We start from the raw sequence: 22,083 nt of genomic DNA, 5'->3' as shown, positions 1-22,083 counted from the left end.
TCATTCTTGTGAGCAAATATTGTAAAAACATAGAAAGTTCAGGTGAAATATGAAAAAGAAAATCTTGATTGGGGTTTTAGCGACCCTCCTCTCCGTCCCCACCTCCGGTCTGTTTGCCGGTCCTCTTGATGGTCAGTGCATTGCACTTGTCCATGGAATCCTTGGTTTTGATGATACACAGGGACTTGCTGGTGGACTCGTAAAGTATTGGGGAGGCCTTGACGGTTACCTTCGCAGCCAAGGTGCAAAAGTCACCACTCCTGGAAGTTCTGCGACAAACTCAATTCCTACTCGTGCAAGCCAAATCCAATCTTCTGTTTCCTCTTGGATGACAGCAAACGGTTGTTCTAAGGTTCATTTGATGGGCCATAGCCAAGGTGGACTTGTCATTCGTTATATGGTTTCCAATTTAGGATTTTCTGGAAAAACACAAACAGTGACTACTATCAATTCCCTTCACCAAGGGGCTCCAATGGCTGATATCGTTCTCGGAGTGATTCCTAGTTGGTTGCAACCTTTTGCAAACTCAGCTCTTAGTTTGCTTGCGAAATTAGTTTATCGCGATGGTCGTCCGCAAGATGTAATCGCTATGGGAAAATCACTAACAGTAAGTTATGTGAAGACTTTTAACGCAAATTCACCTAACAACTCTGGAATTAAATACTATTCTTATGGAAGTCAAATGGCTTGGGCTGACCTCATCCAACACCCGATCATGGCACTCACTCACCCGATCACTTGGGCTGGTGGATTGTTTTATGGATTAGGTGGTGCAAACGATGGTGTGGTTCCATTGAACTCTCAAAAATGGGGAGCTTGGAAAGGAACACCTTCTTCTTATTGGTTTGCTACTGGAATTGACCACTTACAAGCAACCAACTTGGCTTGGAGCGGACAAAACTATTACGATGTGCAAGGTCATTACTTGAACATCGCGAAAAACGCAAAAGCTGGTTTATAAAAACCCTCTTCCAAAAGCCGGATACCAAGTCCGGCTTTTTTCTTTCCAAACAATTTTTGTCTAAACTCCTCATTAGGTTTCAATCATAGTCAGTATGGATTTCAAAAAAATTATTATCATCGTTGTATTATTTCTTATTTTTTTCTTAGGTTTATTATACTTTTTAAAACAAGATTCCTCCACAAACCAATCTAAAAGCTCACTCAGTCCAGAAGAACAAATGGCAATGGAACGAATTTCACCACTCGGAACAGGAGAAGGATTTTGGGAAGAAGCAATCTCTCCTTTTCGTGAAGATAAGGCTAAACCCTATTTAGAGTTGTTAGACGATCTGAAATCTGGAAGGGTCAACTTCGTTTGGGAAGTTTGGGCATTACGTCGTAAGTGCAAAGCAGAATACACTCCAGACCAGTGTAATGCAACAATCCTTGCCTATATTGATTCCGAATATGAATCACCTGATAAAGAAAAAGTAAAAGATCTTTTCCTCGCATACTTTCGTTATGAAGAAGAATATAGAAAATGGGAGCAACCAACTGACTTATCCTTTGTCGAGTTGTATGAAAAAATTAAAGCAAAACGAAGAGATGTCTTAGAAGACAAAGCAGATTTGATTTTTGGTATGGAAGAGTCCCAAGTTTCCTTTTTGGAAGGAAGTCAAAATTTTATTAAACAATCAGCAAACTTACCGGCCGAACAAAGGGTAAAACAATTTGAAGACTTAAAGAAAAAAACATACGGAACCTATTACGATTCTCTCGTTTCCAGAGAAGACAAATTTGATCATTACCAACTGGAAATGAGCCTTCGGGAAAAAGAATTCAGCGCCATCAGTGATCCCAAAGAAAAAGAAAAGTATCTAAACCGGATCGAAACAAAATACTTTGGAAAAGAACGTGCTGCGAATTTGGCAGAAGAAAGAGCGAAAGAAACTAAATTCAAAGAATCGATTTCCAAATATGAATCTAAAGAAAAGGATTTTTTGAGAGATAATGCCAATCTATCTGCTACGGAGAAAGAAAAGAAACTCAAAGACTTAAGAATTCAATTTTTGGGTTCTGAAGAAGAAGCAGATGCCTATGTTAGGCGAAAAAATATTGAAGAAGCGGGAAAATAAGTTCCCGCCTGTTTAGTTTTTTTAGGTGTTTATATGGTTTTGTAAAAAACTATTCTTCGTTTTTGGTAACTTTCTGGTTGTTTGGAGTGGGCTCTGATTTGTATTTTTCATAGGCATTCATGGTGTCTTTATATTCATTTCCAGCATTCCAAACAATAAATCCATGACCTAAAGAATCTTTCGCCCCTTGCATTTGTACTTTGATGTAGTCAGTATAACTGAGTTTACTTGGTCCTACCATCATATTGAATCCTTGGACCCAAGCAATGGCTTTGGTACCTTGTTTGGCACGTTTGACTGTTAAATCGAGTCCGTCTTTGATCGTCCCATAGGGATCTGCTACTCGTTTGGTAAGTCCGTAAAAATGAGAGGGATAAAGCATTGGATAAAGTCCATTCAACTCTTCGCTAAAAGGTTCTACTCTTTGGCCAATCACATCATTTTCGATAAAGGGAACTCTACCGAAAATATCGGCAGTCCAACGAGTGTCTTTGGAACAACTCTCTTTGGTTTTTTCTTTATGTTCCTTGATGATTCCAAGGATTGATTCGTAACGTTTTTCGTAACTCATACTGAAGTTGGTTCCACCATCAGCATAACGAATATAATCCAACTGGATTTCTGGAAATCCAAGTTCACAAGCCTTTCTTATGGATTTTTGAATTGAGCTCATTAAATTTGCGTTAGGTGATTTTTCGATCAGTCCACCTTCAAAATTGACAACTCTTGCAACCATATAAAATCCAAGTGCCTTTGCTTCAGTAACCTGCTCTGGAGTTGGTGGATGGGGTTGCATATCCACAACGGCAGTGTTCATACCCGCATCTTTCATCACTTGGAATAACAAACTCCAACGTTTTTTGTCTCTTATGGTTTTGGTATTAATATATAGCCCTTCGATAAAATCGGGAGTGATTCCAGAGGAATCTGAATTTTGTCTTTTTTCAATCTTTGACGCAGATTGACAGGAAACTAAGAATAGTATAAGGACCAAAAGCGTGAGTTGTTTCATGGTAGTAATGACAAGATTTTGATTTGGTTCGGAAATTTCAAATCGAATCGATTGACGAAAATAACCAACCCCAGGAAAATTTGGGCATGTTAGAAATTTCCAATGACTTCAATTTGAAATCTTACGGTCGGTTTCCAGAAGAACTATCGGATCCAAAGAATTTTAAAGACCGTATGGTGGAAGTTTCCCGCCTTTTTCAAGCAATGGGTGAATCATATTTACAACATTTAGGCGATGATTCCAAAATTAGTGGGTCAGAGAAAAAGAGTCTGATAGAGTTTTTGGAAAATATTCTCCTCATCCTTGTCATGCTTCGAAAGATCGATTTTTCACCTGTTGATGAAGAAACTTACATCCGGAAAGAAAGAGGATTATTTGAACTTCGATTGCGGTTTACCGATGGATCTGTATGGGAACTGACTGGTTCCATCAAACCTGAGTATAAAATGAAACAAAGATTGTTTAAGGAATGGTTTAATTCCACTTTTTCTATGGAAATCAAAACCTTCTACGCAGTCTATGGAAATGCCAGTATGGATAAAGTCATTACACCAGATGAAAAAGTGCAAATCACAAAACAAATTGACCGCATCATTGCAGAGATTGTAGAAATGATTGTATACATTGAACGATTTATGTTATTTCAATAATTCGTAAATCTGAGGGATCAATGGAATCTTTGAAAACAGGCATCACCTTCCATGACGAATTTCTAAAACACAATACAGGGCCAGGGCATCCTGAAACTCATGGAAGATTGGAATCTATTTTAGAACATCTAAGTGATTTACCGTCCAAAAATTTTCTTTGGAAAAAAGATTTTAAAGAAGCTCCCTTATCGATTATTTCCACTATCCATGATCCAAATTACATTCGTTTGGTGGGACGCACCTGCGAAGAAAAAGGGTCTGGTTATCTGGACGGTGACACAGTTTTTTCTCCTCATTCTTATCTTGCGGCAAGTTTAGCTGTGGGTGCCGGTCTTTACTTAGCGGACCAAGTCCTTTTGGGGAACTTAAAAAATGGAATGGCACTGGTTCGTCCCCCGGGGCATCACGCGGAGTCTGACCATGCAATGGGTTTTTGTATTTTTAATAATATTGCGGTCACTGCAAAATACTTACAATCCAAAGGAATCAAACGCATTTTAATATTAGATTGGGACGTACATCATGGAAATGGCACCCAACACCAGTTTTACGAAGATGATTCCGTTTACTTTGTTTCTCTCCACCAATATCCTTTTTATCCAGGTACCGGGTCTTTTTCCGAACGAGGTAAGGGAAAGGGAATTGGGACTACTTTGAATATTCCATTGGCTCGTGGGGCAGGGGAATCGGAATACTTTCCGACATTTTCCTCCATTCACCGTGAAATGGAATGGTTCCAACCGGAGTTTGTTTTGGTTTCTGCAGGGTTTGATGCCCACCGGGCTGATCCGCTTGGTGGAATGAACCTATCTACATCTGCCTATGAAAACTTAACCAAACAAGTGATACAAATTGCTGATACATACTCTGGCGGGAAAATCATCTCCTTTTTAGAAGGAGGGTATGATTTTAAGGCATTGGCTGAATCGGTAAAATTACATTTGGAAACATTGGCATCTTAAACTTAGTCTGCTTGTGCCACTCCAAAGACTACCTTTACCCAATGAATGAGCGGTCTTGCACTAATGATAGAAAAATGATTTTGTTTGTTTAGCTCTAATGTCCGTAAGGCGGGATTTGTTTTTTGGTTAAACACTTTATCAGTTAAGTAAGTAAGACTTTTTTTCTCCACAATCCCATCGCCAAGGAAATTTTGTAAAGGATTCTCCGATCCTTCCATGAGAGCATAGGCTTGATAAACATCCATATCATCCAACTCACCAAAATAAGTTTCCCCGAAGTAACCAGAGATTGTTTCCATCCATCCCTTTTCCTCTTTGCGAATCAGTCCAAAAGATAAGTCTTTTATGGCATCACTACGGAGGTTTCCAATCATTCCAATAATTTTAAGTGCCACATTCGGGCTTTTTTCAAATAAGAATCCGAGCCAAAATCCGATTTTTTCTAAATACGAACCTTTGTTTGGTGCCGCAATAAGGACTATTTTACCAAACTTATGGATCCATTCTTTGTTTTCTAATTTCGCATGGTAAAGACAAGACCGAAAGATAAGACATCCCAAACTATAACATACAATATCTGGATTGGCATCTGGATCTTCATTAAAAAATACATCAAGTAAGTGCATCAGTTTTTTCCCATTTTCATGTATGGGAAGACCGTGGTTGTATCTCAAATAAAATGGAAAGTATCCTGCTTCTTGTAAATCTGTAGCAAGGCCAGGAGAAGTGATTTTTCTATCTTTGTATTCTACCGTTTGTTCCTGCCAAACAGTTTCATCAGTAAAAAGACCTGGAAGGAAAAGAACAGATTTTGTTTTTTTAGAATTTTTAAATTCTGTTATGGTTTCTTTGGCCGATATGTCTTTTCCAATCGTACGAAAACTCATATCAATTTTTGTGAGTTTGAATTTTTGATTGTGTGAGCTTCCGAGAATACTCGATACCATTCTGTTATCAAAAACCATATCATCAGATTTTTGTGCTGTTAGTTCCACTTTGAAGAGTGCTTTGTCAAAGGCTTGGTTGGTTAGCTCTATGGTTTTTTGTAAACTTTCATTGGATTTGTGACCGGTTTCTTTGACTTGGACTCCCGCCTTTTGTAGAGCTTCTCTCCATTCCGGTTTGTAAAAAAAAGCATTGGAAAGTAGATCCAGTCCACCACCTGTGCTTGTTAGACTCCCTTTTACTAAAAATTGAATTCCTTTGAGAAGTGAGTCGGTTGTCTTTTGTGTGAGAGAAACTGTTTTTCCAGCAAGAGAATTGATTAGGATTTGGATCACGGGGAAAGATTGTAACTCAGATTCTCTGGAAAGCGAGTGAAAAAAGTAAGTGAGTTACCTTTTCTAGTGGGGTTCAAAGTTGAATGGGTAGAGAAGGTAACTCTGTGAAAAAACCAAACCACTGGATTTGGCGCATCACTTGCTAATTTAATTCCTTGGGAAATTTGATTTTTGAAAAATATTAGCGTATCGGAGGGGTTTTCTTAACTGACTCTTCTATGAGCGAGTGATTCGTTAAGGGATACTTCCATTTCCTTCGGTGAGTCTAAATTGGAATTTTTATTGTTCTACACAGACAAGGTAGTATAAGGAATCACAACTTCTTCCGCTTCCAGATCGAAAGGCACTATAGGTTGTGCTGTTCGAAGCACCAACGCGTCCCCCGTCACCTGTAGGAGAAGTAGTGGTTCCATCGGTCCAATCATTACAACTGTTTTGAGTTTGGGCTGTAGCTTCTTGCCAATAGTTGGTTTGGGCAAACCCAGTCCAATATTCCTTTAAGCTTCCCGAATCAAAACTGTGATCTAAATTAGTGCTAGGTGCTACTTTGATACCTGCTGCAGTTGGCGTGAATAAAGAAGCGGAATCACTTGATCTTATATATATCCTACCAAATTGGAAAACCCAATCAACATTTTCACCTACGTTTGCACCAGCCCCACCGCAGTTATCAGATGTACAGGCATTCCGATTCGTTCCGTCGGTGATCATCGCTTTGTATGTCCCGGTGGATGGTTTATTTGTATCAGCATTGCATTTTGCATCGGCACCTGCGGGTCCATTTGCTGCAGCACCTTGTAAGTTACCGTTATATGTGGCAGCTGTAATAAAAACCTTATAAACCGTGGGTTCTATTTGGATGGTCAAGTTTTGCGTATCTGATTCTGAACCGTTGGTTGCCGTTACTGTATAAGTCGCACCTGCTTGTGGATTTGTAGGAGTTCCAGAGATTACACATGTACTTGTATTCAAACTTAGGCCAGTGGGAAGGGAAGGAGCCACCGAACAAGATGTATGTGTAAAACTAATGGTTGGTGTGAGGTTGGGAGCCACTACATTTTGTTGGAAAATAAAGGAAGTACCTGTATACACAATATTTACATTTCTATGGGTGATCGAAATACTCCCTGTTACGTTGTTGTAATAGGTGTCTGCGCTTGTGGCTGTAATTGTGAGTGAGGAAGAATCTATGATTTGGGTAGTTGAATTCAAACTAATGGTTTGAGGTACATTGTAATTTGCTGGAGTGAATGTAAGAACCGTTGGACTGGGTGAAGTTGCAGAACCATTGATAGTATATTTTGATGTATCCGTATAGGTGAGAGTAATTGTAACATTCGCCGTTGGTAGTTTGACAAGAGAGATTCCGAACAGTTGCGAAGTACCATAGGTTAAAGTTACACTCGCGCTCGAAACATTGATTTTTGCTGAGGAACCTACAGATACTGAAGTGGTGTTTGTGCTTACAGGACTCAATCCACTGATAAGTGTGAAAAGTAATTCATCTCTCGGATTCACTTGGTTACAAGAAAGAAAGCAACCTAGACTTAGGACGGAAACAAATAGACTGAAGCGCATGTTCCCATCCCCCATAAAATAAAACAAGTCAGTGACTTACCTTTTTCAATTATCGGAGAAAGAAAGGCAGTTACAAGTGAAATTCTTGGCTTAAGTAATTGGAGGATCTTTCTTTCAGTACTTCTCCCAGAAGATTACGTCCCATTTCGTTGTCCTTGAAACTGACTACAGTGCGAATGGAAAAAACACGTAAAGCGTCCGAAACAGAAAGGGTTCCATCTGCGGAGTCTTTGCGCCCAGAGAAAGGAAAGGAATCGGGTCCACGCTGGCACTGAGCATTCCAATTCACACGGGCCACTTGGTTCACAAGAATATCAATGAGTTTGCCTACTGTTTTTGGGTCTTTGCCAAAGATACTGGCTTGTTGGCCCATATTGGAATGGAAGATATATTCTAAAGGTTCGTCGATAGAAGAAAAGGGAACAATGGGAACCAGTGGACCAAATTGTTCTTCATGATACAAACGTGCGTTTGGTGATACTGGAGAAAGAATTGCTGGAACCATAAAAGATTCTGTTACTTCACCTCCGCCCGCGTTCAAAATTTTTGCACCATGAGCGATTGCATCATCCAAAAGTTCTTTTAACCACTTTGTTTTTCCTTCTTCTGGGAGCGGTGTAAAATTCACGTCCTGATCCCAAGGCATACCCGCTTTCCATTTTGAAAATTCATCTAAATAGAGTTTAGTAAACTCATCGATAATATCTTTGTGGACAAAAAGAATTTTTAAGGCCGTACACCTTTGTCCATTATAAGCAAGAGATCCAGAAAGAATTTCGGGAATCATAGTTTTTAAGTCTGTGTCGGGCAAAATGATGGCTGGGTTTTTGGCATTGAGACCTAAAACAGATCTTAGGCGATTGAGTTTGGGATGTTTTTTTGTGATGAGGTTGGCAGTAGAGCTGGAACCAATGAATGCAAAAACATCAATTTTTCCAGACTCCATAATCGGGGAGATTACTTTGGCACCATCACCATACACAGTGTTGATTACACCGGGTGGAAATGCTTCTTGGAAACATTCTAGTAGTGGCTGCAAAAGCAAAACCCCGTATTTTGCTGGTTTGAAGACTACAGTGTTTCCCATAAGGATGGCTGGGATGAGAGTACAGAAAGTTTCGTTTAAAGGATAATTGAAAGGTCCCATACAGAGAACCACTCCGTACGGAGAACGTTTGATTTGTGCAATGAGGCCACCTTCTTTAACATAATTGGCGGAACTTGTTTCTAACTCTTGTAATGATTCAATGGTATCGACTAAATATTCGATAGTTCGCTCAAATTCTTTTGTAGCATCCTTTTCGGTTTTTCCAATTTCCCACATAAGAAGTAAGATGATTTGGTCTCTTTTGGCTTTCATAAGTTCAATGAACTTTCGAACGGCTTTGATTCTTTCGTTTGGTGTGGAAATGGGCCAAACGCCTGTTCCGTGGTTGTAAGCTTTGACAGCAGCATCTAAGGCAAGTAAACTTTGTTTTTCATCAAAATTGGGATAAGAACCTAAAATGACCTGTTCCAGTTTTCCATTTTGATTGAGAAATATAGGAGATTTTACGATTTGTGATTCTCCCTCCCAGATCCGGATTTCTCCACCGAGTAGGTATTCTTTTTGGTGGATGGGTTTTGTGCGGTACTTTTCTGGAATGGAATCTTCGGAAGGAAAAACAAAGCTCATGATCCAGAATCGAACGGCGACCCGGCTAAAAAAGCAACATTTTACAGAAACGATCGGCCGATATAAAATTTATGGAACCATGGATGGACCAAAACAAAGAAGAGTGGGAGGCATTGACCTTACGACTTTTCCGCCGCGTGGAAGAATTGGAAACTCTAATGATGGAAGTGCGGACTGATTTGGTTCGTTACCGTGCTATCCGTGAAGAATGGTATCATTGGCATAGTATCTGGAAGGAGGAATACGCCAAACGAGCGACCGGCTGAATCGGAAAAATCGTTTTCCGTAGGACCTCTCTTGGAAAATTAGTCCTATCCCATTCGAAAAAGGAATTCCCATGGCCGAAAAACCTATGTCCCCCTTTGGTGAGTTAGCTCCAAGCACGCCAGCTTCTCTATCTGATATCAAAAAGAACATTTACGGACGATACTTAGAAGAATTTAACGTAGGAGATATTTACGTCCACCCACGCCAATTCACAGTCGACAGAAGTTTTGCTCAAGAATTTGCCACTGTGTTTATGGATGCAAACCCATTGTATCTTTCTGCGGAATATGCAAAAGCCCATGGATTTTCTGACTTACTTGTCCATCCTCTGATGGTCTTCAATTTAGCCCTTTCGATTGGTGTTCAAAATAACAGTGAGAAGGCGCTTGCCAACCTAGGTTATTACAACGCACAATTTTTACTTCCTGTATATCCAGGAGACACTCTCTCTTCGCGAACAAAAATTTTAGCTGTCGATGACAAAGGCCCAGACAAACCAGGAATCGTCCATGTAAGAACTCTTTGTCTCAACCAAAAAAACGAAGTGGTTTTACAATACGAACGTAAAATTATGATCTACCAATCCAATGGAAAACCAAAAGGAAATCCAAAACCGGGTGATTCTTCTGCATATTTCCCAGAATCAAAAACACCGGCTCTCAAACTTCCTAATTTAAAATTTCCAACAGAGATGAAAGATGTGACTTGGGGACATACTTACTTTGAGAATTTTAAACCAGGTCAAATTTATGTACACCAAAACGGAAGAACCATCACGGATGAACACGTTCAGTGGACATTCCGCGTAGGAAACACTCACCCACTTCATTACGATAAATTGTATTCTGCAGGAATTTCTGGCCCTATGGGTGGAGAACCAGTGGTTTACGGTGGGCTCGTCTTTGGTTGGTTAGCTGGCATGGCATCTCGTGATATTTCAGAAAATGCAATTTGGGAACTTGGTTTCACAGAAGGTTACCACACGCAACCTGCTTTTTCTGGTGATACAGTGACTTGTATCTCTAGAATATTAACTACAGAAGACAAAGGAACAGAATATGGAATCCCTGCAGGTGAAGTACAAATTCAGTTCATTGGTTTAAAAAACATCAAAGCAAATGATGCTTTGGATAAGTTCGGCGCGGATTTATTCCTCAAAGAAAACGATAAAAAGAAATTGGGAAAAGAAAAAATCCCTGAGAAAATCTTCGAAATTGAAAGAAGATTGATCATCAAAAAACAACCATAAGGTGAAAAAGTGAAAGTAACCGTCCCCAAAAGAATTCCGGACATGGAAGACATCGGGGACGGTGTCTTTAAAATTGTTCTTCCCCAACCATTCTACGCACCTAACAACATATATTTGTATCAAGGGAACGATGGGCTTACCCTCATTGATTCCGGTTATATTGAATCCATACCTATGTTACAAGCATCCCTAAAAACGAAGGGATTTTCTTTTAAAGACATTCGCCATATCATTTATACACACAACCATTTGGATCATATTTCTTCTTCCTTAGTTCTTAAGTCCTATGCAAAGAATGTAACTTACTACGGTTATCGTTCGATGGCGGATGGAGTAGGGAATTATTTAGAATCGATGATGCTCTTTGAAGAAGCAACAGAAGACTTATTCCATAAAGCCTTTGGAGACAAGGAGGAACTAAACCGAATTTTAGAAGAATCACGCAAAGGTTGGAGACAGTTTTTTAGTAAATTTAGCGAAACCAAAAAAGGAGATCCGGTTTTAAGGATAGATGTTGCGATCGACCACAACGACAGTTTGGAGTTAGGTGGAAGACTCTTTCGGTTTTTGCACACTCCGGGTCACAATTTATACCATATAACACCTGTAGATCCATCCACTGGGATATATTTTTCTGGAGATCTTATCATCGCAAATCTTACAGCCATTTATTCGGAAATGGATGGAAGTTTAGGCGATTATTATTTTACGCTTTCTAAACTACTGGAAGAGCCCATTAAACGTATGTTACCTGCTCATGGGAGCGAAATTGAAGATCCTAAAAAGACTATCACTCTTGTAAAAAAGACTCTCAGTATTCTCGAAAAAGGAGTGCTTCGCCGCCTTAGGGAAGGGGAATCCGATTTGAAAGTGCTCATGGAAGCGGCCATTGGAAAAAAAGTTCATAATGGAGGCCATTTGCCAACGGCTCTTGGACTTGTCTATAGTATCATCCAAAAACTAGTGTTAGAGGGACAAATTCGTATCGAAAAACGAGAGAATGGATACGAAGTCTTTCATATTGTTACTTAGTTTTTTTTGGGAAGTGATTGCCTTTTCCAAACTTCCAATTGTTTTCCTTTCCAAACCAATTCCCCCTGTTGGTTTTCCCATTCATTACGATATACTAAAATTCTAGACTTGGGCCATAAGATTTCATCGGTAAACTCTGGGGCAAATACCGCATAACATAGATTTGCATTTTTGCAAATTGTTTCTGCATTTTTGATTTGTTCTAGAGGATAAGTTTTTGTTTTGTCTGAAACAAAGAAAGATAAGTTGTATTGCGAAAATACAAAAATTCCCTCAGTGTTTTTTATTGACCTTTCGGCTGGGTGAGGGTTAGTTTGCGGAATATGATTCGTTTTCTCCTGTACTAAAGAACTTGCCTCTTGGATTTGGGAAAAAAAGATCTGATTGGCTTCTTGTAAATCGGACCGAATTTCCTCCTGCATCGCGGCACTCGTCCATGGGCTATTTCTCTTTGTATCTAATGGAAAATTTTGATCGAGTGAATTTTTCCAGAATAAGCAGGCGAGAATCAAAAATGCGAAAGATACAGAAATTCTTTTTTTCGATTGGATCCACAAAATTCCAGTGTAGAGGACAAATGGAAGGAGAGTATAACTGTAATACGTATAAACCTCATGATGCCATGGTCTTGAGGAAAATAGATGCGTGGCATAGACTAAACCAATTCCTAAAACTTCCGGGATCATTTGAAAAATACCAATTCCCCCACTGACGATAAGCTCTAAGAAAATCTGAAATGATTTTTGAACCCCAGTTACCTGTTTGAAAACAACATGGTATTCTTGTGTGAGAACTTGAGTCCAGGAAACTGAATTGTTTTTCTCACCAAACATTGGATAAACGAAAAATACAAAAACTAACCATAAAAAAACAATACTAAAAACCAGGCATAATACTTTAAGATTGTTTTTATCCAAAGAGTCATCCCTATCCAATTCACCATTCAGTTTCCCAATTCGACTCGTAATCCAAAGTCTGTAGAACTGGTGGAAAGCAGAAGGAAGAAAAAATAGAATTAAATAGATTCCAATATCTTCTTTTTGTATTAAATAAAGAACGAGTGTTACGACTAAAAAACTATCATAAATCCAAGTATGGAAAGTAGGTAGGTTCTCTCTCTTTTTCCTTTTTTCCCAAAGATAAAAGAAAAAGAGACCAAAAAGAACGACTAAAACTTCGAAGTGATAACTCGAACCAATCCTATAAAGATAAAGTTGGTTTGTGAGAAGAACCCAAAATAACAAAAATTTGATTCCGAATTCTTTTGGATTTTCTTTCGTGATTCGATATGCCCAGAGAAGCCAAATGATGGTACCTAATTGGTATAGGAAAAAAACTCCTACGGCTAGTCCCCATCGGCTTGGAATCATACTGACGAAGGGAGATAGTATGGCCATGCCGGGAGCAAAATGGTGGCGGAGATAACTTCCTTGTCCCGATTCCGAATAATAAGCACTGGTAAAGCCATCTCCTTTCGCAACAGAGAGAAGAATATCTGAAATACCAATATAATCTGCATCCTGGAATAAAAAACTATCGGCAATTGCCTTTGTTAGGTGAATCGCATGGTATGTACTGCTAAGTAAAAATGCAATACAACTGAGACAAAGTAAGTAGGGAAGGAGCGTGATTTGATTTTTTGATAACCAATTCGAAGGATAGAGTTTGTTTTTGGATTTTTTTTCTTTCCAAAAACTAAAGATTAAAAGTAAGAAGGAAAAAAGAAATACCCCCTTTTGAAAGGGGGCATGAAAGTTTTTAGGAGAAATAAAGAGAAAAGGAGAAACTAAACTGAATAAAAAAAATAAATAAACCACTTATCGAATGAAGTAAAGAACCTTCCTCTCACCGATTCGCTCCCGATTGATTTCTACTCGGTTTCTGTAGTAGTAACCTTTTTCCGGAAATGTTTTAGAGAATAATTCGAATAAATCCATTTCAAATAACAACATACATTCCGCTACATCCACTCCACCAAGAGACATCGCTTTTTTAGTATCTACCATCACATGACGTGAGTTAATATAATCTGGTTCGATTTCGTTTGCAATTAGATCGAAATTTGTTTTAGTAATAGTCCCACCAACAGAAGTTTTTTTCCCTCTGCTTTTTGCTTCGGAAATGATCTTTTTGGCAACTCTTGTGACTTCTTTGTCATCCGGTTTTTTGTCCATAGACGCACTTAAATCAGATCTAGCAGCTGTTACTTGCTCTAAATCTTGAAAGGAAGCGGAATCAAAAATATCCATCAGGTTTCTATACCCAGTGATGGTTTCCATATTAATCGATTTATTATACGATTCATATTCAGAAGGAGTGAGGAGGTTTTTCATCGTTTGGATGAAGTTTTTCAAAGCATATTCTGACTCTACCATAGGTGCAGAAATCCCTGAAATACCTATCCTTTGGCAGATCCGAATATCGTTTCTGGCTTCCGGGCCACCGATTTTGACATAGATTGGTAAAATTCCGGCAGTGATCGTTTTTAGGAGGGAGATTTCCTCCTCGCCCATATCCTCAGTTTCCGTTCCTGTTTTGATGCAGACAAAAGCGTAACTTTCTTTCATCTCCAGTAAGGTTTTTCGTAAAACGTGGATTGATGTTTCCATAAGCAGAAGATCTCCATGTATGGTATCGTCGATTCCCGAAAATAGTACAAGTCTTTTGCGCTTTTTTTCCCCCTTTCTTGACAGAAAATTCCAATTCCCTAGCTTCGAACCTATGGGAATATTCTCCTCAATCTTCCAATCCAAACCAAAACAAGAATCTAAGGAACCTGCAAAAGAGGGAGCTGCTGCTTCCGGAATTTCTTTCGGAATCATTGTGGTTCTTGTTTTCGCCTTCAAATCATCTATATTAGATGCTAATAATATTCCCTCAGGTTCTATGATCCCTACGTTAAAAATCGGGGACTTTTTATTTGTAAATAAAATGCGTTATTCTTTTCGTATGCCATTTACTGAGAAAGAACTCTTTCGGATTGATGATCCGAAACGTGGTGATATTGTAACCTTTATCCCACCGGCAACAGCCCTTGCCCAAGAAGAATCTAGAACAGGAATTTTTGCCAAACGATTTGTAAAACGTGTTGTCGGCCTTCCTGGCGATACCATTCGAATTACAAGAAAGTACATTGATACAAAAGATCGTGGTAGGGTACACTTTGCACTTGTTGAGTATAAGGAAGCTGGTGCCACCGATTTTCAATCGTATTCACCAAAAGAAGTTCCCATTGGAAAAGAATTATCCGATTTAGATAACTTGGAAGCCACACAAAGAGCCTTGTTTAAAGAAGTAAAACCTGGATTTGAACATTTCATACTGGAAGGTTTTGAAGATGATCGTCGTGCGCATATCTTTGAATATTGTGACTTCCTACATGGTTGTGTGATTCCAGAAGGCCAGTATATGGTGATGGGAGACAATCGTGATGATTCACATGATTCTCGTGCTTGGGGTTTTGTAAAACGAGAAGATATTTTAGGTAAAGCACTCATCATATATTTTTCTATTGATTGGAAAGATTCCACTTGTGAATACAAGGATGGTCAGGAGTTGGCTGAAAAAGGACCAGAGATCGCTGAACGGTATGAAGGCGAATCTTTAGACAATCGATGCCACTATTCGGAAATTTTTTCATCACATAACGCTCGCTATCGTGATGATGAATCAAGGTTTGGATGGATTGAAAGAACCATTCGTTACCGTTTGTGGCGACTGGGTGTTCGGTGGGACCGAATAGGCCGCATCCTCCAGTAACATGACAAAAGAATCAGAGAAACCATCGGACAAAAAACAGGAGAAGTCGCCCATGGCGATGGCTGGTGCTGGTTTCGAATTTGTAACTTCTATCGCACTTTTTGTGGTGGGAGGATATTACCTAGACGAATATTTCAAAACAGAACCTCTTTGGCTTCTCGTTGGTTTTTTCTTCGGATTTTTCTTAGCGTTTTATTCACTGATCAAACGAGCCAAAGAAAACGAGTGAGGATCTCGTTTTCTTTCTCTAAGATTTTCTCACACAATCTGACCATTGTCTTAATTCAAACTCGAGTGTGAGGACTCGGTCCGAAATGTTTCCTTCTTCCTTCTAATAAAATCTTGACGGCACGAATAAATACAAAAAATCTTGGATCCAATGGCTATCGAGACAACCAAACCATACGATATCATGGATTCCATGCCCGTTCTTGGATTGTCTAGTTATGTCCTCTCTACTCTCGTCGTCGTAGTCTCCTCATACATACGTAGCTTTCTGTCATAATCTTCCTTAGTTTCCTCGGTCGACAGAAAGCAAAGTCGACGGGGAAACCAAATTGGGAGGATCTTATGCGGGAACAAATCACCGTAAGTCAATATATTATACGTTTTTTAGAATCGAAAGGAATCCAGTGGATACCAGGCGTTCCTGGTGGAACCATATTGCCATTGTATGAAAGTTTAGCTGAGTCTAACATTGAACATGTGTTAGCTCGCCATGAGCAGGGTGCCGGATTCATTGCCCAAGGTCGAGCTAGAAGCACTGGCGAAGTAAGTGCTGTCTTTGTTTCCTCAGGACCAGGTGTTGCCAATCTCATCACAGCAATCGCCGATGCCCAAAGGGATTCTATCCCAATCTTAGTATTTTCTGGACAAGTTCCTTTGGCCTTAACTGGTACAGATGCCTTCCAAGAATTACCCACAGCAACGATCGTATCTCCTCTCGTTAAAAAAGTTTATAAGATAGAAAAACCGAACCAAATTATAGAAACCTTAGAGGAAGCTTACCATCTTTCGGGTTCTGGAAAGATGGGGCCTGTTTGGATTGATTTACCAAAAGACATCCAAACAGAAATGATTGAGATTCCCAATGATCTATTTAGCATCGATAGGCCAACAGAGGAACAGCTTATGGAAACCAAAGATATTGGAAATGATGATACTGATGAAAGTTTAGATTTGTTTTTACGAGAATTCAAATCACTTCTTGAAAGGTCTAAATTTCCCTTACTTTATTTAGGTGGGGGTGCTAAACATGAATATTTACGTCTCCGAGATTTTGTTTCGCATTTTCAAATTCCTGCAGTAACCACCCTTATGGGTTTAGGAATCTTTGAAAAAGAAGATCCAATGAATTTAGGTTTGATGGGAATGCATGGAACTGTTGTTGCAAATGAAGCACTGGGTGTTTGTGATCTTTTGATTGCGATTGGTGTTCGATTTGATGATCGTGCAACAGGAGCCATCCAAAAGTTTTGTAATTATGCTACCATCATTCATATTGATATTGATGCAAAAGAAATTGGTAAAAACAAATCAGTACATTTGAGTTTACAGAAAGATATCTCAGCGATTCTTCCCTTTCTCATTGAAGAAGATTTTAGCATTCAAAATACAAAAGCATTGGAACAAATTGAAGTTTGGAGACAGATTCCAGAACAACATCCAATGAAAAATATACTTTTGGATTTTGTTTCTGCAATGCCCGAAGGAGAACACTACATTTTGACAGATGTAGGACAACACCAAATGTGGGTTGCTCAGTATTTTCCTTTTTTAACTCCTAAATCTTGGATTACCTCTGGGGGACAAGGGACTATGGGATTTGGTCTTCCTACATCCATTGGTGTGGCATTAAGTCACAAAGAAGCTAATGTGTATTGTTTTTCCGGTGATGGATCGATTATGATGAACTTACAAGAGTTATCTACATTAAAAGAACAAAATCTCAATGTTAAAGTGATTCTTATCAATAATGAGCATTTGGGTCTTGTAAAACAACAACAGGATTTGTTTTATGGAAGTAAACATTCTGGCTCTAAGTTTCATTTTCATCCCGACTTCTCGTTGTTATGCCAATCTTTTGGAATTGGATATTCGGAATGGGATTGGAGTTTAGGAATAGAAGGGCTGCAAAAGGTTTTGGATAGAAAGGGGCCTGCGATTATCGAGGTAAGAATCCCATCCAGTTGGGGAGTGTATCCTTTTGTTCCAGGAGGAAAATCGAATCAGGAATATGTATTAGACAAAGTCACAATGTAAAAAGTCCATCCGAGGGATTTGGTTCCCTCGGACACCATACATTAGTTAGATTGCTTTGTTTCCTCGTTCTCCACTTCGAATGCGAATCACTTCTTCCAACGGCATTACAAAGATCTTTCCATCTCCAATTTTACCTTCTGGTCCGGTTTTTGCTGCTTTTAAAATCGCATCCACGGTGGGTTTGACAAATTCATCGTTAACAGCGATTTCTAGGCGCACTTTCCTAAGAAGGTTGACTTGGTACTCATGGCCACGGAATACTTCTGTTTTTCCTTTTTGTTGGCCATAACCTTGGACATCACTTACGGTCAAACGATAGATTTCGTTTTTGGTAAGTTCGTTTTTAACTTCTTCTAATTTGTGGGGTTGGATGATTGCGATGACTAATTTCATATTGATTACCTAATGTCATATCCTTTTTCACCATGAATTTCTTGGTCAAGTCCGGTGATTTCTTTATCTTCTTCAATTCTAAATCCAATAGTCTTTTCGATCACAAGTGCTAGTATATAGGAAACAACAAAAGAATAGAATCCTGTTGCCACCACACTGATTACTTGTGCTGTCATTTGGTTTCCTAGCGTCATTCCTTCTGCTAACTCTAAAGCGAAGAGTCCAGTAAGGATGGCACCGAAGGCTCCACCAACTCCATGGATACCAAAAGCATCGAGTGTATCATCGTATTTGATTTTCCCTTTCAGTAAAATGGCCATATAACAGATAGGTGATACCAAAACACCCATAACAAGTGCACCTTGAACTCCCACATAACCGGAAGCAGGTGTAATGACTACTAGTCCCGCTACGATTCCAGAAGCGGCACCCAGTGCTGTTGCTTTTTTTGTATGTAGCCATTCAATGAGTAACCAACTGGCTCCGGCAGCTGCAGGTGCAATCAGTGTTACTAAAAATGCTCTAGCGGCAAGTCCATTCACCGCTAGTCCTGATCCTGCGTTGAATCCAAACCAACCAAACCACAAAAGGCCCGAACCAAGTAACGTATAAGTCATGTTATTTGGATGAGTCAGTAATCCAGCATCACCTTTACGTTTCCCGATGACAATAGCTGCCGCAAGACCAGCAATACCGGAGATCAAATGAACCACAGTACCACCTGCAAAATCGAGTGCATTCATTTTTAATAACCAACCTGAATCTGCCCAGACCCAATGTGCCACTGGGTCATAAACTAACGTTGACCAGACGAGAATAAAAACTACATAGGCAGAAAGTTTGATTCTTTCGGCAATTGCTCCTGAAATCAGGGCAGGTGTGATGATTGCAAACATTCCCTGGAATAAAAAGTGAACATAGGTAGGGATAGAACCTTTTACAGAATCGATATCAATGCCATTGAGAAATGCTAAATCAAAATTTCCGATATAAGGATTCTCTCCGGAGAAAGCAAAACTATATCCAAAGATAGTCCACTGCAATGTCATTACGATGATAGCTACAAAACTATGCATCATCGTTGAAAGAACGTTTTTTGAACGGACAATACCTCCATAAAATAAGGCAAGCCCCGGAATCATAAAAAACACGAATGCCGAAGAAACCAACATCCAAGCCGTATCGGATTTATCGATGGCTGCGGGAGAAGGAATTTCTCCTTCGGCTGCTAAGAGTCCTGGCAAAAGGAAGAGTAGGCATACCAACAAAGGCCGTAAGACCAATTGTATTTTCATTGTTTGCTCCAAATATCTTTTTTGAAATGAGAAATAAAATTCGTATCATTACGAACGGTTTGTCTCTGAAAGCGAGTCAATTCTGCAAAACTAGGAACTTTTTTGTAAAAAATCTCTTAGAATCTCGAAGGTGGTGGCCGGATATTTCCGGTTGTGGTAAGGCGAAAGTATTGGGTGGTGGGTCTAGTTCCCCACCCGAGTCTGGGCGGGGATACATAAATTCGTCTCCTTATCCACCGCTACCACGCAATTTCGCCAAAAATAAAAATAAAAAGATTGAACAAAATTAAATTGTGCACAATCTAAATGGCATAGGGAGACCAAACATGTCAGATGAATTTTACAAAATCAAGGTGAAACGAGGTTCCGAGGAAGTTCCCTTAGAACAATTTAAAGACAAAGTATTGTTGATTGTGAACACAGCTAGTGAGTGCGGATTTACCCCTCAATACAAAGGTCTTCAAGAAACTTATGATCGTTGGAAAGGTAAAGGTTTAGAAGTATTGGCATTTCCATGCAATCAGTTTGGACAACAAGAACCAGGAACAGATGCAGAAATCAAATTGTTTTGTGAAAGAACATTCTCAACGACTTTTCCGATATTTTCAAAATTGGAAGTCAATGGTCCAAATACAGATCCACTCTACTTGCACCTCAAAAAACAAGCACCTGGAATTTTCGGCTCGCTGGACATCAAATGGAATTTTACAAAATTCTTAATTGATAAAAATGGAAACGTTGTGAAACGATATGCACCCATCACAAAACCAGAAGATATAGAAAAGGATATCGAAAAACTTGTCAAAGGTTAAGAATCCAACAGATGAAGTTCTTCTTTTGAAGAACCAAATTTGTTTCTCATTGTATTCTTCGATGCACCGATTGATGAAAATCTACCGTCCGCTCCTTGCGACGGTGGGTCTTACCTACCCCCAGTACCTTGTGATGTTAGTGCTTTGGGAAGATGAGGAAAGTACTGTCAGTGGGTTAGGAGAACGATTGCAGTTGGATTCTGGAACTTTAACACCCTTACTCAAACGACTAGAGCAAAATGGATTGATCCAACGAAAAAGAAATCCATCCGACGAACGGATAGTTATCGTATCTCTCACCAAAATTGGAAAACAATTGCGCGAGAAAGCAAAGTCTATCCCTGAACAAATTTTTTGTTTTTCAGGTATTGAAGAAAAACAAGCCATCCAACTAAAAGAGATCTTGGATCATTTAGGCAATCTCTAACAAGAAATACACTAAAAAGTAAATAATTTACCTCATATCTCACTTGACGTTTTAAAAGAATGTCTTAAACGATATAACATCATTTAGGTTTAAATATCTATTTCATATAGATTAAATATATTTCACGTATGCTGACTCCATTGAAACGCCAATTTTATTGGAGTATTTTCTTATTATTATGCTCCTGTAAAAATATTTTATCTGAAAACCCGTGTGATCCTATTGGCAATAAGTTTAAAGACACTTTGTTATTAAAATGGGCAATATCTGATACCAGCGCCACCTGCGGAAAAATATACCTTTCCACTATCGCAAAGGAAATCACAGAATATTCAATACCGAGCCTCGGAATTGCTGGTATCATTAAAGGAAACCAAATCGTCATTACTTCGGAATCTATTGTTTCCATTTCATCTTATGTTGCTAACTTTAAGACGAATGGAGTTTCGGTTTCTGTCAATGGAGTTCCGCAAACCAGTGGTGTGACTTCCAATTCCTATCTTTCACCTTTAACTTACATTGTGACAGGTGCTGATGGCAGTACAAATGAATATACCATACAAATGGTAGCACCAAGAGTTTTAGGTGGTGGGTCCCTTCGGCTTTGGTTTAAAGCTGACCAACTAACACTAAATGATGGAGATCCAATAGCAACCTGGTCGGATGTCAGTGGATACGGGAATCATATAGCGCAGCCAAATGCGAGCTTAAGACCCGTATTTAAAAAGAACCAGATTAATGGTTATCCAATTGCTGAGTATAGAAGTGCAACTGCCTCGCGAATGGATTTAACTTCCGGAGCAGTTGGGTTGTATGTAACAAATAGCGGAAGTGTATTTTTTGTGATGAGATTAATTGATACGATTGCTGGCGGAATCACTTTATTAAACTTACATGGTGGTCAAGGAAGAGAGATTTCAATTAATCATCCTATTTCGCAATACTTAGTATGTAGAAATGGAGCAAGCTGTGCCACTATATCAGCTTTACCTATCCCCAAAGCAGAATTTCTTACTGTGGGCTCAGTCCAAGTCTTAATGTCAACGGCTCGAGAGTATTGGAATGGTAATTTAAAAGCTCAAGTTCCCTTATCGTATGATTATTCGGGAGGTTCAATACCAAATTCTCTTTATTTAGGGAATGGGAACTTAGACGCAGATTTAGTAGAGGTTTTGTATTTTAATACGGACCTTTCGGATGCGGATGTTCAGAAAGTATTTTTTTATCTTAATACGAAGTATGCACTTTTGCCTATGTAGAATGTGAGAACATAATCCTTCTCCTCAAAGATCTAGTAAAAAAGTGAACTTTCTTAAATAAAAAAAATGAGAGTCGCAAAATCCACTTAACAA

At 39.1% G+C, this 22,083-nt stretch carries 21 protein-coding genes; 13 read left to right on the top strand and 8 right to left on the bottom strand.

Annotation, left to right across the window (positions count from 1 at the left end):
• Positions 1-49 precede the first annotated feature (49 nt).
• Both LEP1GSC203_RS15865 and LEP1GSC203_RS15860 read left to right on the top strand, forming a co-directional pair.
• Complete coding sequence (locus tag LEP1GSC203_RS15865; RefSeq protein ID WP_002975094.1) at positions 50-961, top strand: lipase family alpha/beta hydrolase; 912 nt, start codon at positions 50-52, stop codon at positions 959-961.
• A 94-nt stretch (positions 962-1,055) separates the two neighbouring features.
• Positions 1,056-2,078 carry a lipase secretion chaperone gene (locus LEP1GSC203_RS15860; protein ID WP_002974998.1) on the top strand — a complete coding sequence of 341 codons (1,023 nt, stop codon included), beginning with the start codon at positions 1,056-1,058 and terminating at the stop codon, positions 2,076-2,078.
• Between the two features lie 49 nt (positions 2,079-2,127).
• Here LEP1GSC203_RS15860 and LEP1GSC203_RS15855 read toward each other — a convergent pair whose 3' ends face one another.
• Positions 2,128-3,090, bottom strand: a complete 963-nt coding sequence (locus LEP1GSC203_RS15855; protein ID WP_002975087.1) for a putative glycoside hydrolase — start codon at positions 3,088-3,090, stop codon at positions 2,128-2,130.
• Positions 3,091-3,176: 86 nt separating this feature from the next.
• Between LEP1GSC203_RS15855 and LEP1GSC203_RS15850 the strand changes: the two genes are divergently transcribed.
• Both LEP1GSC203_RS15850 and LEP1GSC203_RS15845 read left to right on the top strand, forming a co-directional pair.
• Positions 3,177-3,740 carry a hypothetical protein gene (locus LEP1GSC203_RS15850; RefSeq protein ID WP_002975125.1) on the top strand — a complete coding sequence of 188 codons (564 nt, stop codon included), beginning with the start codon at positions 3,177-3,179 and terminating at the stop codon, positions 3,738-3,740.
• 20 nt (positions 3,741-3,760) lie between these two features.
• Positions 3,761-4,702: a histone deacetylase family protein gene (locus LEP1GSC203_RS15845; RefSeq protein ID WP_002974992.1), complete on the top strand. Its 942-nt coding sequence runs from the start codon at positions 3,761-3,763 to the stop codon at positions 4,700-4,702.
• Positions 4,703-4,704: 2 nt separating this feature from the next.
• Here LEP1GSC203_RS15845 and LEP1GSC203_RS15840 read toward each other — a convergent pair whose 3' ends face one another.
• The 3 genes from LEP1GSC203_RS15840 to LEP1GSC203_RS15830 form a co-directional block, all read right to left on the bottom strand.
• Positions 4,705-5,982, bottom strand: a complete 1,278-nt coding sequence (locus LEP1GSC203_RS15840; protein ID WP_002975006.1) for an esterase/lipase family protein — start codon at positions 5,980-5,982, stop codon at positions 4,705-4,707.
• A gap of 279 nt (positions 5,983-6,261) precedes the next feature.
• Positions 6,262-7,560 (bottom strand): DUF1554 domain-containing protein, encoded by a 1,299-nt coding sequence (locus LEP1GSC203_RS15835; RefSeq protein WP_039938248.1) that lies wholly within the window; start codon positions 7,558-7,560, stop codon positions 6,262-6,264.
• Positions 7,561-7,630: 70 nt separating this feature from the next.
• A complete protein-coding gene (locus tag LEP1GSC203_RS15830) occupies positions 7,631-9,235 on the bottom strand; it encodes an NADP-dependent glyceraldehyde-3-phosphate dehydrogenase (RefSeq protein ID WP_002975034.1) in 1,605 nt (534 codons plus the stop codon).
• Between the two features lie 83 nt (positions 9,236-9,318).
• On the opposite strand from LEP1GSC203_RS15830, the gene LEP1GSC203_RS19640 reads away from it, so the two are divergent.
• From LEP1GSC203_RS19640 to LEP1GSC203_RS15815, 3 genes are all read left to right on the top strand, one after another.
• Positions 9,319-9,501 carry a hypothetical protein gene (locus tag LEP1GSC203_RS19640; RefSeq protein ID WP_002975145.1) on the top strand — a complete coding sequence of 61 codons (183 nt, stop codon included), beginning with the start codon at positions 9,319-9,321 and terminating at the stop codon, positions 9,499-9,501.
• 71 nt (positions 9,502-9,572) lie between these two features.
• On the top strand, positions 9,573-10,751 hold the full coding sequence (locus LEP1GSC203_RS15820) for a MaoC family dehydratase (protein WP_002975052.1): 1,179 nt from the start codon (positions 9,573-9,575) through the stop codon (positions 10,749-10,751).
• 9 nt (positions 10,752-10,760) lie between these two features.
• Positions 10,761-11,783 carry an MBL fold metallo-hydrolase gene (locus LEP1GSC203_RS15815; RefSeq protein WP_002975164.1) on the top strand — a complete coding sequence of 341 codons (1,023 nt, stop codon included), beginning with the start codon at positions 10,761-10,763 and terminating at the stop codon, positions 11,781-11,783.
• Here the strand turns inward: LEP1GSC203_RS15815 and LEP1GSC203_RS15810 are convergent.
• Both LEP1GSC203_RS15810 and LEP1GSC203_RS15805 read right to left on the bottom strand, forming a co-directional pair.
• On the bottom strand, positions 11,780-13,600 hold the full coding sequence (locus tag LEP1GSC203_RS15810) for a DUF2079 domain-containing protein (RefSeq protein WP_002975061.1): 1,821 nt from the start codon (positions 13,598-13,600) through the stop codon (positions 11,780-11,782). The two genes, LEP1GSC203_RS15815 and LEP1GSC203_RS15810, sit on opposite strands and share 4 nt — an antisense overlap.
• Positions 13,601-14,392: a hypothetical protein gene (locus tag LEP1GSC203_RS15805; RefSeq protein WP_002975109.1), complete on the bottom strand. Its 792-nt coding sequence runs from the start codon at positions 14,390-14,392 to the stop codon at positions 13,601-13,603. It lies immediately after the preceding gene.
• Positions 14,393-14,504: 112 nt separating this feature from the next.
• Between LEP1GSC203_RS15805 and lepB the strand changes: the two genes are divergently transcribed.
• The 3 genes from lepB (at position 14,505) to LEP1GSC203_RS15790 (ending at position 17,804) form a co-directional block, all read left to right on the top strand.
• The gene (lepB, locus tag LEP1GSC203_RS15800; RefSeq protein ID WP_039938221.1) at positions 14,505-15,542 is read left to right on the top strand and encodes a signal peptidase I; all 1,038 of its coding nucleotides are present in this window, start codon (positions 14,505-14,507) and stop codon (positions 15,540-15,542) included.
• A gap of 1 nt (position 15,543) precedes the next feature.
• The gene (locus LEP1GSC203_RS15795; protein WP_039938219.1) at positions 15,544-15,771 is read left to right on the top strand and encodes an AtpZ/AtpI family protein; all 228 of its coding nucleotides are present in this window, start codon (positions 15,544-15,546) and stop codon (positions 15,769-15,771) included.
• A 341-nt stretch (positions 15,772-16,112) separates the two neighbouring features.
• Positions 16,113-17,804 carry a thiamine pyrophosphate-dependent enzyme gene (locus LEP1GSC203_RS15790; RefSeq protein WP_002975007.1) on the top strand — a complete coding sequence of 564 codons (1,692 nt, stop codon included), beginning with the start codon at positions 16,113-16,115 and terminating at the stop codon, positions 17,802-17,804.
• Between the two features lie 45 nt (positions 17,805-17,849).
• Here the strand turns inward: LEP1GSC203_RS15790 and LEP1GSC203_RS15785 are convergent, their stop codons facing one another.
• Both LEP1GSC203_RS15785 and LEP1GSC203_RS15780 read right to left on the bottom strand, forming a co-directional pair.
• Complete coding sequence (locus tag LEP1GSC203_RS15785; RefSeq protein WP_002975072.1) at positions 17,850-18,197, bottom strand: P-II family nitrogen regulator; 348 nt, start codon at positions 18,195-18,197, stop codon at positions 17,850-17,852.
• A 5-nt stretch (positions 18,198-18,202) separates the two neighbouring features.
• Entirely contained in the window at positions 18,203-19,492 is a 1,290-nt protein-coding gene (locus LEP1GSC203_RS15780) for an ammonium transporter (RefSeq protein ID WP_002975153.1), read from the bottom strand.
• A gap of 326 nt (positions 19,493-19,818) precedes the next feature.
• Here LEP1GSC203_RS15780 and LEP1GSC203_RS15770 point away from each other — a divergent pair, with 326 nt between their 5' ends.
• From LEP1GSC203_RS15770 to LEP1GSC203_RS15760, 3 genes are all read left to right on the top strand, one after another.
• Positions 19,819-20,304 (top strand): glutathione peroxidase, encoded by a 486-nt coding sequence (locus LEP1GSC203_RS15770; RefSeq protein WP_002974999.1) that lies wholly within the window; start codon positions 19,819-19,821, stop codon positions 20,302-20,304.
• The gene (locus LEP1GSC203_RS15765; protein ID WP_002975057.1) at positions 20,291-20,731 is read left to right on the top strand and encodes a MarR family winged helix-turn-helix transcriptional regulator; all 441 of its coding nucleotides are present in this window, start codon (positions 20,291-20,293) and stop codon (positions 20,729-20,731) included. The genes LEP1GSC203_RS15770 and LEP1GSC203_RS15765 overlap by 14 nt, the downstream gene beginning before the upstream one ends.
• Before the next feature lie 245 nt (positions 20,732-20,976).
• Positions 20,977-21,990 (top strand): DUF5018 domain-containing protein, encoded by a 1,014-nt coding sequence (locus tag LEP1GSC203_RS15760; protein WP_002975137.1) that lies wholly within the window; start codon positions 20,977-20,979, stop codon positions 21,988-21,990.
• The last annotated feature ends 93 nt before the right edge of the window (positions 21,991-22,083 follow it).

The sequence above is a fragment of the Leptospira terpstrae serovar Hualin str. LT 11-33 = ATCC 700639 genome (assembly GCF_000332495.1).
GTDB classification, from domain to species: Bacteria; Spirochaetota; Leptospiria; order Leptospirales; family Leptospiraceae; genus Leptospira_A; species Leptospira_A terpstrae.
The sequence above is the reverse complement of the archived record's forward strand: the minus strand, read 5'-3'. Positions and strand labels throughout refer to the sequence as shown.